Raw genomic sequence first — 15086 nt, 5'->3', positions numbered from 1 at the left:
AGAGAGATGAAAGCTATTATACTTGCCGGAGGACAATCTGAGAGATTCGGTGAACCCAAGGCTTTTGCACAGATTGAGTCGCAAACGTTTTATAAGAGAATTATTGATGTGTTAGAAGCCACAAATATGTTTAATCAAATTGTTATAAGTACAAATGAACAATTAGCGAGTCATTTTGATTATCCTAATATAGTTATAGATGACGACCAAAATAAAGATAAAGGACCATTGGCAGGTATTCGCTCAGTTATGCGTCAATATAAGGATGAAGAATTATTTTTTGTGATATCTGTGGATACCCCAATGATTACACAAAAGGCAATTAGTAAATTATACCAATTTATGATTGAACACCTTATAGAGGATCAATTAGATATCGCGGGTTTTAAAGACAATGGAAGACCCATTCCTACACTAGCTTTTTATAGTCCACATGCTTTGCAATATATAGATGAAGCCTTAGCTTCAGACGATTATAGTTTAAAGAATGTATATACAAAAGTTGAAAGTGATTGGCTAGATGTTCAAGCAATTGAATCAACATCATATTGGTACAAAAACATTAACTATCAACAAGATTTGAACGATTTAAAGCAAGTTATGATGAATAGATAAGGAGGCCTATTGCTATGGTAGAACAAATAACTGATAAACTCGGACGTCCAATTCGCGATTTAAGATTGTCAGTTACCGATCGTTGCAATTTTCGTTGTGATTATTGTATGCCAAAAGAAATTTTTGGTGATGACTTTGTTTTTTTACCTAAAGATGAATTGCTTACATTTGATGAAATGGCACGGATAGCGAAAGTGTATACACAATTAGGCGTGAAAAAAATTCGGATTACAGGCGGTGAGCCATTGCTCAGACGTGATTTATATAAATTAATATATAAACTCAATGAAATTGATGGTGTGGAAGATATAGGTTTGACAACCAACGGATTACTTTTGAAAAAGCACGGTCAAAACCTATACAATGCTGGATTAAGACGAATAAATGTGAGCTTAGATGCCATTGATGATGAAGTATTTCAAGCAATAAATAATCGAAATATCAAGGCTGCAACTATTTTAGACCAAATTGATTACGCCGTTTCTATTGGCTTTCATGTGAAAGTTAATATGGTTGTTCAAAAAGGTGTGAATGACAGCCAAATCGTTCCAATGGTTCAATATTTTAAAGAGAAGCATATTGAAATTAGATTTATTGAATTTATGGATGTTGGCAATGACAATGGATGGGACTTTAGTAAAGTGGTATCCAAAGCAGATATGCTTAATATGATAGAGTCTAGATTTGATATTTCCCCTGTACCACCTAAGTATTATGGGGAAGTAGCGAAGTATTATCGACATAACGATAATGATGCACAGTTTGGATTGATTACCAGTGTGTCGCAATCTTTTTGTTCAACGTGTACACGTGCACGGCTTTCATCAGATGGTAAGTTTTATGGTTGTCTCTTCAGTGAAATGGATGGCTTTAATGTTAAATCTTTTATGCGTTCAGGTGTAAGTGACAATGCATTGTTAGAACAATTTAAAGCATTGTGGCATATAAGAGATGATCGTTACTCTGATGAACGGACCGAACAAACTGTGGCAAATAGAAAACGTAAAAAGATAAATATGAATTATATTGGTGGATAAGAGGAAGAAGATAGGCGTTATCAATTTAGTGCATCATTAATGAGGTGCTTTATATGTTAACTAGTGATAATAAAATAAGCGCTATACTAAAAACTAAAGGACTGAAGTATCTCACATGTTGAAGTACTTCAGTTCTTTATATTGTCTAAAAAGTGAAAGATATAAATCTATTCATGGCATTTTTATGAAAATAAAATATAACCTAAAATCGTATATTATCAAATTATAAATTAAATGAGCAATTTGTTTAAAATATTATTTCAAATGATTTAGTAAGAAATTGAAAGAAGTAAACGCTAATTATAAAAAAGGTATTAGATTATATGAATCAAAAATGATATGTATGGTAGGATATATAAATTATTTTCTATAGTAGAAAACATTTATCTGTTTCTTTAAAAATAATAAATTTAATGAAGAAAGTGTTATATAATATTTTAAAAGCTTATTCATTATATAAAGCCATTTAATACAACTAGAGTAGACAATGAGGAGGCAACTATTATGGAAAGTAAAGTATCATATTTTATTACATCAGAGAGAGCTTTGAGTCAATTGAAGCATTGGCTTAAATCAATACATAGTTTATCTATAGAAGAGTTCGTAGTCTTGTATAAAGTTTATGATGCTCAAAAAATTAGTGGAAAAGAATTACGAGATACCTTACATTTCGAGATGTTATGGGACACAAGTAAAATTGATGTGATTATTAGAAAAATATATAAGAAAGAGTTGATATCAAAAGTGCGTTCAGAAACTGATGAACGTCAAGTATTTTACTATTTCAATACAGTTCAAATCAAATTACTAGATGAGATTATAAGTGAAATAGAAAATATTAAAATCGCTCAATAGCATAAGATTAATTTTAAGAAGATATAAAAAAAACGTAACATTCCACAATGACGAATGTTACGTTTTTTGTTACGCATTGATGTGTTTCACTTTTCTACCATGTACAAGGAAGTATATAATCATTGTAATTGCTACAATAATTGCCATTATAGCGTAGAGTTGAGCATATGAAACCGATGAAGTTGCAAATCCAAGTACATATGGACCAAATCCTAAACCTAAATCTAAACCAATAAAATAGGTTGATGTAGCAATACCATATTTAGCTGGTGGAGATACTTTTATGGCGATAGCTTGCATACATGATGAAATGTTGCCATAACCAGCGCCTAATAACAAACCAGCAAGAATGAGAGTCCAACCATTACTTGTGACACTGAGTGCAATGAATGTTAAAAATAAGAATATGAACGCTGGATAAGCAACCACATTTTCATTTTTTTGATCCATCAGACGACCGGCAATTGGACGAGTAATTAGTGATGCAATTGCATAAAATATAAAGAAATAACTAGAAAGTGTTACTAAGTTAATTTCTTGTGCAAAAAATTGTAAAAATGTAAGTATTGATGAGTAAGTTAATCCAGATATTAGCATAATTACAGCTACAGGCACCGCTTCTTTTGCAATGTAGTTGCTTAGATTGAATTTTTTACTTGGTGCTTTTTCAATAGCATCTTGATTCGAAATGATGTCAAATTGAAGGTTAACAAAGAACGATATGATTAGGCTTACTACCCCACAAATAAGGCAAATAGAAAATAATAGTTTTATTGGAAATGTATTAATAAGTAATAGGCCAAAGAAAGGACCAATTGCTGCACCGATAACTAGACTTAATGAGAATAAACTAATGCCCTCACTTTTTCTTTCAGGTGGTGTAACATAAGCGGCAATGGTACCAGTAGCAGTAGTTGTTACACCAGTAGCAATACCATTAATTAATCGAGTAAACATAAGTAAAGCCAATGACCCTTCTATAAAGTAAAATAGTTGGGTGATGACTAATAGAGCTAAACCGATAAGCAATATACGCTTAGGTCCTACTTTATTGACATATTTTCCTGTTGCGAAACGACCAATTAAGGAGCCAATAATAAAGAGTCCGGATACTAAACCAGCTACACTATCTGAAACATTGTATTCGGATTTAGTATAACTAGCAATAATGACTATGAGTAGATACATACATAGATAAACTAAAAAATTTGTAATAAAGTTAATGTTAAAGCTTTTAGTCCATATGGGCGCTTTAACTGTTTGTGATTGGTTCATGTCATGCTTCCTCCATTTTTGATATTTGTTCATGAATTGATTGAATGGTTGTAATTGCTTCATCTAATTGTGATGAAGATAGATTCGTATGTTTAACAATATCATCTTGTACGGTTTCGATACGTTGAGTAATATTATCGAATAATATTTTTCCATCTTCAGATAACGTTAATATTTTTTCACGTTTATCTATACCTTGTTCTATTGTGAGTAAAGATTTTTCAGAAAGAATTTTTAAAATTTTCCGTGTAGTCGGTTTCTCTATTGCACGTCGTTTTGAAATTTGTACTAGAGTTGTTGGGCCATTATATGCGAGGTCTTTTAATACTAACCATTGTGCAGGATATACTTCGAATTCATCAAAGATAGGTTGTAATAATTTTATATAGGGTCTATAAACAGCAGTTAAGTGGTTGAAGAAGTCTTTTGTATACATGTGAACCTCCGAAAGTAGTTAGCTTTGCTAACTTAATTTGTAACAATATTATTGTAATCCTTTTTTTGTAATAAAGCAATAGGAGATTACGAAGAAGGGGCGATGGGTAAATAATAGACAACGTAAAATTTTTAATTAGGATTATTCAGCAAGGGCTAATTCTAATTTCTAAAAGCGGTTGAAACAGGTAATACATTGCGCAGTTTGGTAATATGGAACTGTAAACAAACGTTAAGGGGCCACTTACTATGCAAAACTTAAAATTAGATCACATTATCCATTATGTTCATCAATTAAATGACTTTAAATACCCAGGGCATTTATTCACTTTACACCAAGGGGGTCAACATGTAAGATTAGGTACTTTTAATCGATTAGCTTACCTAAACAATGCCTATATTGAACTATTAGATGTATTTAAGCCTGAGATATTACAAAAAGTTATAAAGTCTGACGAAGGGCGCGTTTCTTTTCCATCAAAAATAGTACAAGATAATTATAAACAAGGGGTAAAGACATTAGCGTTTCGTACGCAAGATATTGAGCAGTTGAAGAGGGATTTAGAAAACCGAAATATAGAAGTGATTGGACCAGTAAACATGCAGAGAGAGAATAAAAAGGGCGATAAAACATCTTGGAAATTATTGTATATTGCTGATCCAGATTATAGAGTTAAACCTCCCTTTTTCATACAGTGGAATGAACGTGAAGAAGTGAGAAATAAAAAAATAGCGCCTTTCCAACAAAAAGAATTTAGTGTGAAAGGTATTGAATTATATAGTACAGAACGCGCACATACTGTAAAGAAATGGCAAGAATGGTTTGATATGACAATCATTAGCGAATCAGCCACAGAGACAGTATTAAAATTAAAAGCAGATGATATAACATATCGTATATTGGATGGAGAGTACTCTGGTTATAAATCTATTGTGATCAAAGATACGTTAACAACATCGCCTTATACGCTCATCATAAGAGGCGTGAGTTATCGTTTTGAAGCTGATTAATAGATATAAACATAAGCGCTATGTGCAATAATAAAAATGTGTATCAAAGAAATAATTAATGTTAAAATAGTTAAATAAGTTGAGAATTTATTCGTGCGCAATAATAATAGATATATTGTTAGAATAAAAGTTAATGCCGCAAACAAAATCCTTAAACTAAGATATGAAATGGTAAGGGTTTGACCTAAAGAATGAATCACAAAGATAACGTTTATAATTAATAGTAGACTAAGAATAAAAATGCGCATGTTAAATACCTCTTTTTTTACTTTTATTATAGTATAGCAAATCAATGGTTTATATGTGAAAGAATGAGTCAAGCAATGTATAATATTAATGTACTGTAAGATAAAGGAGATATCAGTTTTATGGAAAAGATGAATATCACAAATCAAGAACATGATGCATTTGTTAAAGCTCATCCTCAAGGTGATTTATTACAATTGACTAAATGGGCGGAAACAAAAAAACTAACTGGATGGTATTCAAAGCGTATTGCAGTTGGGGAAGCGGGAGAAATCGTTGGAGTGGCACAACTTTTATTTAAAAAAGTGCCTAAACTACCTTATACGCTATGTTATATATCTAGAGGTTTTGTTACTGATTATAGTAACAAACTTGCACTAGAATCACTTTTAGAATATGCGATGCAAATTGCTAAAGAAGAAAAAGCTTATGCAATTAAAATTGACCCTGATGTTGAAGTAGACGAAGGCGCGGATGCATTAACAAATCTACGAGCGCTAGGTTTCAAGCATAAAGGCTTTAAAGAAGGACTATCAAAAGATTACATTCAGCCAAGAATGACGATGATTACACCAATCGAAAAAGACGATGAAGCGTTGATTCAAAGCTTTGAAAGACGTAACCGTTCTAAAGTTAGATTGGCATTAAAACGTGGTACTACTATAGAGCGTTCGAATAGAGAAGGCTTAAAAACATTTGCAAACTTGATGCAGATTACGGGTGAACGAGATGGTTTCTTAACACGAGATATTAGCTATTTCCAAAATATATATGATGCGCTTCATCCAGACGGTGATGCGGAACTATTTTTAGTTAAGCTTCAACCGAAACCAGTTTTAAATGACTTGAGACAGGATTTAGCAGATTTAGAACTTGAAAAAGCTAAATTAGCTGATAAAAAGCAAGATAAAAAAACGTTAAATAAAATTAATGATGCTGAACAAAAAATGAATAAAACTGCAGAACTTATAAAAGAAATGGAAGCATTAGAAGCAAAACATCCTGAAGGTATCTATTTATCTGGAGCGTTATTGACGTTTGCAGGCAATAAAGCATATTATTTATATGGTGCTTCATCCAATGAATATCGTGAGTTTTTACCGAATCACCATATGCAATTTGCTATGATGCAGTTTGCTAGAGAACATGGAGCGACAACATATGATTTTGGTGGCACAGATAATAATCCTGACAAAGATTCAGATCATTATGGATTATGGACTTTTAAAAAGGTTTGGGGTACTTATTTAAGTGAAAAAATTGGAGAATTTGATTATGTTTTAAACAAACCTCTCTATCAAATCATTGAAAACGTTAAGCCTAAGTTAACAAAAGCTAAAGTTAAAATTTCGCGCAAGTTAAAACGTAAATAATACATTATAAAATAAAGACAAACATTTTACCTATTAAGTTTTTTAATAGTATACCTCCTATGTTAAAGACGGTAAGTGATTCAGACTTACTCATATTTATTGGTACATAGAATGGGTTACTAAAAAAGCGTAATAGGTTTTTTTGATGAGGAAAATAATTATTATTAGTATATTATATAAATTTTTTATCATTGTGTTTTTATAGAATTATTAGAATATAGATATTTTAGTAATTCAACTTATGGTAAATTGATTATATGATATGAAAGTGGGAGAGAGGAATGAGGGAATGATTAAAAAGTTATTGCAATTTTCATTGGGAAATAAATTTGCGATTTTCTTAATGGTATTACTTGTCATTTTAGGAGGGGTATATTCAAGTTCGAAAATGAAACTTGAACTATTGCCAGATGTTGAACCCCCTATGATTAAAGTGCAAACAATGCTTCCGGGAGCGACGCCAGAAACAGTAAAAGAAGAAGTAAGTGACAAGATTGATAATCAAGTGAGGTCTATGGCTAATGTTAAAAGCGTTAGCGCACAATCTATTCAAAATGCATCTATCATTTCTGTAGAATATGAAGAAGGCGTAGATTTAGATAATGTTGAAAATGAATTAAAAAAAGAAATTGATAAAATTAAATTTAAAGAAGAAGTAGATGACCCCGAGTTAAGTAGAAGTTCTATGAATGCTTTTCCTATTGTTGCATATTCATTTACGATGAAAGGTGATCATTTAAGAGATACTACGAGTAATCTTAAAAACCATTTACTTCCTAAACTCCAAACGATAAATGGTGTCCAAAATGCGCAACTTAATGGCCAAACAACAAGGGAAGTATCAATTAACTTTGATCAAGATAAACTTGAACAAACGGGAATGACTGCTGACGGCGTTCAACAATATTTGAAAAGTGCTACGAGCCAGACACCATTAGGGCTTTTCCAATTTAATAAAACAGAAAAATCTGTTGTTGTTGATGGGCAATTTGCGTCTGTAAGTGCATTAAAACAATTAAGTATTCCAATTCAAGCAGGTGCAGGTGCTCAGTCACAAGGGGAAAGTGAAGTACAGGACGCGCCAAATTCCTCTGTTCAGGGACCATCTTCTAGTAATAGCGGTAAAGCTGTTAAATTAAGCGATATTGCTACAGTGACTATAGGAGATGAACGTACATCAATATCTAAAACAAATGGGAAAGATGCAGTTAATGTACAAGTAATTAAGGCACAAGATGCGAATACAGTACAAGTTGCTAAAGATACCAAGAAAGAAATAGCACAGTTTGTAAAAGAAAATCCTAATATGGTGGCCACTAAAGTTATGGATACGGCAAAACCTATTGAAGATTCAATTTATACAATGATAGAAAAAGCAGTTTTAGGAACTATTTTTGCAATCATCGTAATTTTATTATTTTTAAGAAATATTAGAACAACTGCCATTTCAATTGTATCTATACCAATGTCGATACTTATAGCTATGGTTGCATTGAAGTTGTGCAATGTATCATTAAATATTTTAACACTTGGCGCTTTGACTATTGCCATTGGTCGAGTTATTGATGACTCAATTGTAGTAGTAGAAAATATTTATAGACGGTTATCGCAACAAGACGAAAGGTTAACAGGAGACGCGTTAATAGTAAGTGCAACAAATGAAGTGTTTAAACCAATCATGTCATCAACAATTGTAACCATCATTGTGTTTTTACCTTTAGCATTTGTAACAGGATCAGTTGGTGAAATGTTTAGGCCGTTTGCTTTAGCCATTGCGTTTAGTCTGTTAGCTTCACTACTTGTTTCAATTACGATTGTACCTGCGTTGAGTGCGACATTATTTAAGAACGGTATTAAACAACGTAAAGCAACTTCATTAGGAAGAGTAGGCAGAAACTATAAAAGTGTATTGAAATGGTCATTAAACCATAAGTGGTTTGTGATTATTGTGAGTACCTTGATTTTATTATTGAGCATTGGATTAGGCGCTGCTAAGCTAGGAACGAGTTTTATTTCAACAGGTTCAGATAAATATATGGCTTTGACCTATACTCCAGAACCAGGGGAAACAAAACAAAGCGTACTCAAGCATGCGAAAGAAATTCAAGGCTACTTAAATGACAAAAGCAAAGTGGAAACTGTGCAGTATTCTGTTGGTGGTGCGACGCCAACAGATCCTACCGGTAATTCTAAGAGTTTAGCGCTTATGGTTGAATATCAATCTGACACACCTCACTTTGATGAAGAGCCAGATAAAGTATTAAAACATATAAAAAAATACAATCATCCAGGTGAGTGGTCGAATCAAGACATGGGTACAGGTGGTAATAATAATGAATTGAAAGTTACCGTTAGTGGACCGTCATTAAATGCGATAAAAGGAACATTAAATAAAATAGAAGATAATATGAAAGCTATAAAAGGGATAGCTAATGTTAAATCTGATTTATCACAAACCTATGACCAATATAATATTAAAGTAGATCAAAACAAAGCGTCTAACTATGGATTATCAGCTTCACAGTTAGCTATGACTTTAAATCAAAACACACCTGAAGATAGTATAACTACTGTGAAAGAGCATGGTAAATCAATAAATGTAAAAATTAAAAAAAATCAAGAAACACATTGGACTCAAAACAAATTAGAACAAACAGAATTAAAAACACCAACAGGAAATACTATCGTATTAAGCGATATTGCTCATCTAGAAATGTCGACTACACCAAACAAAATAAATACTAAAGCAGGTGATTACGCAGCGACAGTTTCAGCAAAAGTAACAAATGATGATGTTGGTGGAACATCACAAAAAGTCATGACTAAAGTGGACAACATGGATAAACCAAGCAATGTAAAAACCAACGTTGGCGGTGCAAATGAAGATATTACTAAGGCGATTACTCAGCTAGCAGTGGCAATGTTAGCAGCAATCATCATTGTTTACTTAGTACTCGTATTAACATTTAAAGGCCCATTAGCGCCATTAACAATTCTATTCTCATTACCGTATACAATTATAGGTGTCGTTATAGCACTTATTCTGACCGGTGAAACGATTTCAGTACCAAGTATGATAGGTATGCTAATGTTGATAGGTATTGTCGTGACGAATGCAATTGTACTCGTAGACAGAGTAATTAATCAGCAACAACAAGGTATGGATATGCAAGCAGCATTATTAGAGGCGGGTGCCACACGTATTAGACCTATTTTAATGACTGCACTAGCAACCATTGGTGCCTTATCACCAATGCTATTTGGTGAAAGCAGTTCAATCATAATATCAAAAGGAATGGCAGCCACTGTTGTAGGCGGACTTATTTCCTCTACGTTATTAACATTAATAGTCGTACCAGTGATTTATGAAATACTATTTACTTTGAAAGGTAAGTTGATAAACAAGAGAAAGTATAAGTAATGACATAATGAAAGGCATGGGTATCGATAAAATACCCATGCCTTTTTGTATAAATAAAAAGTACAGAAATAAATTACTATTTCTGTACTGATACATATACTGTTTAATTTTAATATAACACTAAAGATAAAATAACATATATTACAAATAATATAACACTCATTATGTTTAAAATATTTACAGCTTTTTGATCTTTTTTGCCGTATTTAAAAGCAGTTATTTCTACATTCCCAACAATGAGTATGAGTATAACAAATACCCACCAATTTAATGCAGGGAAGGATAACGTTGTAATAGCTACAACAAATAATAAAAGCAAAGCCATGATTATACGTAAAATACGGGTTATAATCGTATTCAATTTAAATATACTTATGTAACTGACGATTAAATATAATATGGGTAAAAAGATAAGATACAATTGCATTAAATGACATCCTTTCTATATTCGTTCTTAATCTTAGCATGTAAATTTTTTGTTGACTAGGATGTTATTAGTGTTCTTTTTGACTAATTTCTGAACGCACTTCAGCAATTTCTTGTTCTATATCTTCAAGTTGGCGTAATAATGGGTCAACTTGCTGGTTGACGGACTCTCTTTTTTCTAAATCGCCTTGTAATCTTACGTAGTCATGTTTAAGTTCAGCTAATTTTTCATTTAAATCCATTATAACGTACTCCTTTATCGATACAGTGAAAACTGTAGTATTTTAATAAAGTATAACACGAAATTGAACGCTTCTAAAATAGCGAAGAAATATGTTAATATATGAAAATAGAATGAAAATGAAAGAAGGATTATTGTGACACAACAATTTATCATAATTATTTTACTCATCGCATTAGGTTATGCACTTAAAAGAATTAATTATTTTAAGGCTAACGATAGTCAAGTCTTTTCAACGTTAGTTCTCAACGTCACACTTCCTTCTCTTGTGATAGTGAATTTAAATAAAGCGGATTTAGATGTGTCTCTTTCTATATTGCCTATTATGATGATTTTATACGGCGTTCTAGCAAAGGTGATAGTAATTTGGCTATTTGTAAAATATGATAATCAAATTAGAGGAACAACGGGTATGATGATGGCTTCTTTGAACATAGGTTTGTTTGCATATCCACTTGTTGAAGCAATTTGGCCAAAAACTGGCATGATATATTTTGGTATGGCAGATATTGGTGGAGCGATTATTATGTTTGGTGTTACTTATTTTGTGGGGAGTTATTTTAGTAGTGCAGGGGATAGTTTTGATTTTAAATATTTAGGTAAAAATTTAGTGAAATCAGTCCCTTTAATGACTTATATTACAATGTTTATTTTAAATATGCTTAATATTCATTTTCCGGCACCAGTGATTGATTTCTTCTCTGTGTTATCTAGTGCAAATATGCCATTATCAATGATACTACTAGGATTAATGTTGAATTTCAGTATTGATAAAAGATTTTTACCTATTGCAATGAAATATTTAGCTATTCATTATGGGCTGGGTATTACGATAGGTTTACTTGTTCATTTCTTTTTACCTGTGGACAATCAAATGATTAAAACAACATTGCAAGTTGCATGGTTATTACCGGTAGGTGTAGCAATTATTCCATATTCTATTCAATTTAAATATAAAACATTGCCACTTGTTGGGATGGTCACAAACTTAACGATAGTGATAAGTATTGTTATATTGTATATATACCAAGCATTGTTTGTATAACATGATTTAATATTGATGACTAAAGATATTTAAGATGGAAATTTCACAAATCCGTGATGATTAAATTAAATATAAAAAAAGCGTTCCTGTTTAAGAACAGGAACGCTTTTTTCAATATTAAGTAATAATATTATAGTTATTAGCCTTTTCCACCCATAAATGCTGGATAGTTCGTCATACCACCATCAACATAAATCGTTGTACCGTGAATATAACTTGCTAAATCTGATGCTAAGAATAAAGCAACATTTGAAACTTGATCAGCTTCGCCAATTTCTTTTGATGGAATCATTTCAATTGTTTCTGCACGTGTAGCTGGATCAGAGAATTTTTCTCTTGTATGTTCAGTAACAATTGCCCCTGGTGAAATGTTATTGATGCGGATACCGTATTGAGCGTACTCCATTGACATTGTTTCCATCATTAATTTTAATCCGCCTTTACTTGCTGCGTAGTTTGCATAGTTAGGCCATGGAATTGTGTCATGAACACTTGAAGTATTAAGGATTACACCTTTTTTATCTTCTTTGAAGAATTGGTTAACTGCAGCTTTTGAACCAATAAAAGCACCAGTTAAGTTAATATCAATGACTCTTTTCCATTCTTCTAAAGGCATTTCATGCGTAGGGATTGGTTTTTCAAATCCAGCATTGTTGATCATGATATCAAGTGTACCAAAATGATCTACGGCTGTTTGAACCAATCTATTTACGTCGTCTTCTACTGAAACGTCAGCTTGAACTTTAATAGCTTGGCCGCCAGCTTCTTCGATAAGTTGGATAGATTTATCTACATCTGCTATATGACCTTCAGAACGATAGTTCATGACTACTTTTGCTTTTGCTTGACCAAATGATTCTGCGAATGACTTACCAATACCACTTCCGGCACCTGTAATTACTACTACTTTTCCTTCTAAATCTGCAAACATTGTTTGACTCCTCCTTAAATATAAAACACATTAAACATCTCTTAAACTTAAAATTTGTCCCATAATACGATATCACTTTCATTAATTGAAAGCTATGATTAAGAATCGCGATTATCTATCCTTTAATATTACCTAAAAGGAAGGCTGCAACGATAATTAAAACAATACCTGCCCAAATGCCAACCATTTGACGCTTGTCTTTACGTTCGCCTAATAGGAAGATACCACCAAGTGTAGAAACGATTACTAGTAATTGTGAAAATGAAAAGCTTGTTGCTACACCAACTTTTGGTTGTGAGTAGAACATAAATAAGTTACCGATACCCCAAACAACACCTGGAATTAAGTTCCATAATGTACTTTTCGCTGAAGTTTCGTGTTTTGCTGATAAGATTAAACCACCAATAGCCATACCAATAGATTGGAAGAATAAGGCACTTGTACCATCTACTCCAAAAATTTGTGCGATAACTACATATACAACATAACCTACAGTAGAAATAAGTAAGATAGGCATAGCTTTACCAAAGTTCTTAGAACTTTCGCTCGCTTCATTCTTACCTTTCATTGAAGTCATAGTAATACCAATAACAAGTAAGACCATGGCAGTTAAGCCTAATACAACTTGTGTACCAGTACTCCATTCTCCTAAGAAAATGGCACTAAATAATGTCGTTCCTACTAATTGTAATCCTGTAGAAATAGGCATTGTCTTAGATACACCTATCAAACTTACTGATTTTAATTGGTATCCTTGACCAAGCGCCCAGAAAGCACCTGAGATTAAACCAACAATGATAACGGTAAAGTCATCGAATTTGGCGTTACCAGTTAATAACAAGATCACACCAATAATTAATGCACCAAAAGTAGTCCCTCTAATTTGGTTATAAGGTCCTCCTCCTACAAGAACATTAATTAATACTACACTACCCCAAAATAGTGCAGGTAACAGGGCAATTAATAAATCCATACAATTACTCACTCTTTCTCTATTTATTTTTACTTACTTCCTAAAAAACAATCCTAATGATTGCCTTTAATAAACCATTTTAAACCAAAATAAGAAGATAGTAAAAATAATTGTTTAATATTTGACATTTTTTTTTAATTATGTTGCATGAATTCTTTCTATATCAGTGTTTTTGCAGATAATGAAAAGGACTTAATTGAATAAAAAAAGAATAGAAAACCATTGATTTTCCATTCTTTTTTAAAATTAACTTGTTAATTGCTAAATGTGACTCGCGACATATTTGAATTTTTTGTATTCGTAATTGATATTAAATCCAAGTTCATTAAAACGTTCTACTAATGTAGTATTTTTACTACGTATTTTAAAATATATTTTGTTAATATCATAAGTGCTAAACGCGAAATGTAATGCATGAGTAAGTAAATCAAAGGCTATACCCATTAATCTATAATCTGAATGAGAAGAAAAATATTTAATTTCTGCATTTTTTTTATGCTCATATACTTGGAGATAAACATAACCTTTAAGTAAGCCTTCCGACATAAATACAAATAGATGATTATTTTCATCTAGAGAATCTATAATTTCGTCGGCAGTCATGACATCATGTTTAAATGTATTCTCATGTAATTTACAAAAAGAGCGATAATAGGCTGGATGATAATTGGTGATATTTTGTGCATGTTCAATTTCTCCAACATCCTGAGTAGTGATGAGGTGGTAATCAGTGAAACTGTAAGATGATTGGATGTCTTTCATAAATTGTAAAAAAGTTTGCTCTGTTTCTTCAAATGAAAAGTTGAAATTAGTAGTTTTAGGTTTACTTTGTGCCAGGGATTCGAATAAAGATTGAAATTCTGTCACGTTTGGAGTTACATCTGTTCTAAGGAATGGACCAACAACTTTGTACTTTTCTTCTTCATATTTAAAGGCTAATATCAACATGATAATTTGCTCTTGATCATCTACATGTGCGAATACGCCAGGGTCAACGATGGCTTGTCGAATTTTATCTTCAACATCTTCATGTGCTTGGGGTAATTTGTATAAATAAGAAGCAGAGTGATAATCTGCATTATTTATAAAATCCGCAATTTGATTATAGTCATTTAATTTGATAGTTTTCATAACATACCTCCGTCTGATGAACTATTAACTTAATTATATGAACTTTTGGCAATAAATGGAAGTTTAGATGT

The 15086-nt window shown here is 32.1% G+C and carries 14 protein-coding genes; 7 read left to right on the top strand and 7 right to left on the bottom strand.

The annotated features are described in order from the left end of the window. Positions 1-6: 6 nt before the first annotated feature. The 3 genes from mobA to BK821_RS00380 all read left to right on the top strand — a co-directional run bounded on the left by mobA (position 7) and on the right by BK821_RS00380 (position 2507). The gene (gene mobA, locus BK821_RS00390; protein ID WP_046835687.1) at positions 7-615 is read left to right on the top strand and encodes a molybdenum cofactor guanylyltransferase MobA; all 609 of its coding nucleotides are present in this window, start codon (positions 7-9) and stop codon (positions 613-615) included. A gap of 14 nt (positions 616-629) precedes the next feature. Next, positions 630-1652 carry a GTP 3',8-cyclase MoaA gene (moaA, locus tag BK821_RS00385; RefSeq protein WP_046835686.1) on the top strand — a complete coding sequence of 341 codons (1023 nt, stop codon included), beginning with the start codon at positions 630-632 and terminating at the stop codon, positions 1650-1652. Positions 1653-2156: 504 nt separating this feature from the next. After that, complete coding sequence (locus tag BK821_RS00380) at positions 2157-2507, top strand: transcriptional regulator, SarA/Rot family (protein WP_046835685.1); 351 nt, start codon at positions 2157-2159, stop codon at positions 2505-2507. A gap of 69 nt (positions 2508-2576) precedes the next feature. Here BK821_RS00380 and BK821_RS00375 read toward each other — a convergent pair whose 3' ends face one another. After that, positions 2577-3782, bottom strand: a complete 1206-nt coding sequence (locus BK821_RS00375; RefSeq protein WP_046835684.1) for an MFS transporter — start codon at positions 3780-3782, stop codon at positions 2577-2579. Between the two features lies 1 nt (position 3783). Next, positions 3784-4218 (bottom strand): MarR family winged helix-turn-helix transcriptional regulator, encoded by a 435-nt coding sequence (locus BK821_RS00370; protein ID WP_046835683.1) that lies wholly within the window; start codon positions 4216-4218, stop codon positions 3784-3786. Between the two features lie 248 nt (positions 4219-4466). Between BK821_RS00370 and BK821_RS00365 the strand changes: the two genes are divergently transcribed. The 3 genes from BK821_RS00365 to BK821_RS00355 all read left to right on the top strand — a co-directional run bounded on the left by BK821_RS00365 (position 4467) and on the right by BK821_RS00355 (position 10268). Then, positions 4467-5228: a VOC family protein gene (locus BK821_RS00365; protein WP_046835682.1), complete on the top strand. Its 762-nt coding sequence runs from the start codon at positions 4467-4469 to the stop codon at positions 5226-5228. A 368-nt stretch (positions 5229-5596) separates the two neighbouring features. Then, positions 5597-6847, top strand: coding sequence for a lipid II:glycine glycyltransferase FemX (locus BK821_RS00360; protein ID WP_071330956.1), 1251 nt, complete (start codon positions 5597-5599; stop codon positions 6845-6847). A 289-nt stretch (positions 6848-7136) separates the two neighbouring features. Further along, on the top strand, positions 7137-10268 hold the full coding sequence (locus BK821_RS00355; protein ID WP_071330955.1) for an efflux RND transporter permease subunit: 3132 nt from the start codon (positions 7137-7139) through the stop codon (positions 10266-10268). Positions 10269-10377: 109 nt separating this feature from the next. Here BK821_RS00355 and mspA read toward each other — a convergent pair whose 3' ends face one another. After that, on the bottom strand, positions 10378-10695 hold the full coding sequence (gene mspA / locus BK821_RS00350; protein ID WP_046835679.1) for a membrane stabilizing protein MspA: 318 nt from the start codon (positions 10693-10695) through the stop codon (positions 10378-10380). Positions 10696-10762: 67 nt separating this feature from the next. Next, on the bottom strand, positions 10763-10936 hold the full coding sequence (locus BK821_RS13395) for an SE1832 family protein (RefSeq protein ID WP_169746230.1): 174 nt from the start codon (positions 10934-10936) through the stop codon (positions 10763-10765). Positions 10937-11071: 135 nt separating this feature from the next. Between BK821_RS13395 and BK821_RS00345 the strand changes: the two genes are divergently transcribed. Next, positions 11072-11980, top strand: coding sequence for an AEC family transporter (locus BK821_RS00345; protein ID WP_046835678.1), 909 nt, complete (start codon positions 11072-11074; stop codon positions 11978-11980). Positions 11981-12119: 139 nt separating this feature from the next. Here the strand turns inward: BK821_RS00345 and BK821_RS00340 are convergent, their stop codons facing one another. From BK821_RS00340 to BK821_RS00330, 3 genes are all read right to left on the bottom strand, one after another. Continuing rightward, positions 12120-12911, bottom strand: a complete 792-nt coding sequence (locus tag BK821_RS00340; protein ID WP_046835677.1) for a glucose 1-dehydrogenase — start codon at positions 12909-12911, stop codon at positions 12120-12122. Positions 12912-13026: 115 nt separating this feature from the next. After that, positions 13027-13884, bottom strand: a complete 858-nt coding sequence (locus BK821_RS00335; protein WP_046835676.1) for a RhaT/GlcU family sugar-proton symporter — start codon at positions 13882-13884, stop codon at positions 13027-13029. A gap of 261 nt (positions 13885-14145) precedes the next feature. Further along, positions 14146-15015 (bottom strand): GNAT family N-acetyltransferase, encoded by an 870-nt coding sequence (locus BK821_RS00330; RefSeq protein ID WP_071330954.1) that lies wholly within the window; start codon positions 15013-15015, stop codon positions 14146-14148. Between the last annotated feature and the right edge of the window lie 71 nt (positions 15016-15086).

This window comes from Staphylococcus sp. LCT-H4, assembly GCF_001866145.1.
Lineage (GTDB): Bacteria > Bacillota > Bacilli > Staphylococcales > Staphylococcaceae > Staphylococcus > Staphylococcus succinus.
This window is presented reverse-complemented; position numbering and strand designations above follow the sequence as displayed.